This is a genomic window from Streptomyces sp. NPDC026062, from assembly GCF_055568375.1.
The window spans coordinates 1-2,015 of sequence record NZ_JBVHOQ010000120.1; the positions used below are offsets into that span (position 1 = coordinate 1).

Genomic DNA, 2,015 nt, shown 5'->3' on the forward strand with positions numbered 1-2,015 from the left:
GACCCGCTACGACAAGACCGCCGAGTCCTACCAGGCAGCCGTCACCCTCGCCTCGCTGCTGATGTGGGCGTGACACTTTGACGACAACTCCTAGGTCGGCATGTGGTGGACCTGGCCATACGGGTGTGCTCCTGGCGGTCCGCTCCAGCGGACCGCCAGGAGCACACGGTGCAGCGGGAACGATTTACACCTCCACCCACAGGATGTACTGGCCGCCGCCGATCCCGTCGCAGTAGGCGTAACCGGCGTACGAATCGCGCAGCGATACGCATGTCGCGTAGGAGAACGTGCCGTATTTCACCATTCCCGGGACGGCAGCGGTCCCAGTTGTGCTGACTTCGGAGGCGGGGGCCGCCTGTGCGGTGGCGACCGACCCGCCGGCCAGTAGAGCGACTCCCGCCGCGAGGCCGGCAACCCATGTACGAGTACGCATGATGCTCCCTCAGGAAGATGTGTCGGACGATGTGCCGAGGTCCCGGGTTTCACCCTTCCTCCCACGTCTTCGGGAGGCGACTTCAGCCGAATCCGGGCAATGCCGAGAATGACCGCCCGGCCACCGGGCCGACAAGGAGATTCAGCGTTCGGGCGTGTTCGGAACGGAGCCCACTGGCATTCCGAACACCCCGAACACGGCCGGTTTCAGGACTGCCGGCTCACCGCCTGTGGGGTCATGCTGAAGCAATGAGCCAGAAGGGAGGCGGCCTTGCCGAGCTGCCTGAGGAATCACCACAGCCCGCACAGGCCCGGACCCCTGCCGAGTTCATCGCGGCCCTGCGCACGCTGCGAATCCGGTCCGGCCTGACCTACCGGCAGCTTGAGGGCAAGGCCACCGCGCACGCCGACGTACTCCCTGCCAGCACAATCGCGACCACTCTCGGTCGCGCTACCTTGCCCCGAGAAGGATTTGTCGACGCCTACACCCGCGCGTGCGGCCTGGGCGCCGAGGAAGTACACCGATGGCTCGAGACACGCCGCCGCATCGCAGTCGACGAACCCCTGGCAAACGGCGATGCGTGCGACGACGATCCCGGACCTCCGACCGTCGGCGCCTCCACTCCGTCGAGCCTCCCGCGGCGGCGCTGGGCGGCCGCCCTGCTCGGTGCCGCAGCTCTCGGGATCGCGGGCACACTCGGTGTCAGCAGTCTGTCGCACGACGCGTCGACACCAGCCGCCCTGCCCGAGATGCCGGTGACCGGTCTGCGCATGCTGGCCGTGGGCAGCTGGGCACAGATCCACCCCGCTCGCACACCCGAGCTGTGCCTCACCGAGGGCAGGGACCGCACCGGGCGATACCGAACCGCCATCGCCGCCCAACGGCCCTGTACGGATGCCGACCTGCCTCAGGTGTTCCTCGAACCGCTGGGCAAGGACACCGTGCAGATCCAGTGGCACCACCCGAAGCACGGCATCGGCTGCCTCACCGTCCTGTCGGAAGGACCGGGGCTCCACCTGCTGGAGCCCCGCGACGACTGTGCCGACCACGATCGGGCCCAGCAATTCCGCATCGAGCGCTTCGGCCCGCCTGTCACCGCCCACTTCCGTATCCGCCCGGTCATCACCGGCCGGTGCTTGAGCCTGCGCCACCAAGACACCCAGAACGGAGCAGAAGTCGTCCAGGGCCGCTGCTCCGGCGCCACCGACCAGGACTTCATGATCGAACTGACCCCGCCCCCGTACCCCGCTGCCGGACGGGACCCGTCGGCAAGGTGACGGTTCCCGTCCGGCAGCGGGGTACGCCCGACGCCTTGCCTGCCCGAACAGCACGGAAGCGTCGATCAGACTTCAGTCGTAGGGTTTCACGAGCTTCTGCAATGGTGTCACTGGACACCTGGCGGATCGCGGGGGCTCGGCAGGTGTCTGCTCGTCGATCCGGGCGTGGGCGCGGACCTCCACCTCTGGCTGGTCGGGGGAGTCGCGCGGGGGCCTTGACCCAAGGCCGGGTAGTTAACGTTTTCGCAGTTCATGCAAGGGGTGTTGGGGTCCACGTTGTGGCGGCGTAGAGGCCGGGGCCGAGT

At 67.9% G+C, this 2,015-nt stretch carries 2 protein-coding genes; one reads left to right on the top strand and one right to left on the bottom strand.

Annotated elements, in window-relative coordinates; translation table 11 throughout:
* Positions 1-184: 184 nt before the first annotated feature.
* Positions 185-433, bottom strand: a complete 249-nt coding sequence (locus tag ACZ4LX_RS38065; protein WP_467651988.1) for a hypothetical protein — start codon at positions 431-433, stop codon at positions 185-187.
* Between the two features lie 248 nt (positions 434-681).
* Here ACZ4LX_RS38065 and ACZ4LX_RS38070 point away from each other — a divergent pair, with 248 nt between their 5' ends.
* Positions 682-1,710, top strand: coding sequence for a helix-turn-helix domain-containing protein (locus ACZ4LX_RS38070; protein ID WP_467651986.1), 1,029 nt, complete (start codon positions 682-684; stop codon positions 1,708-1,710).
* Positions 1,711-2,015 lie beyond the last annotated feature (305 nt).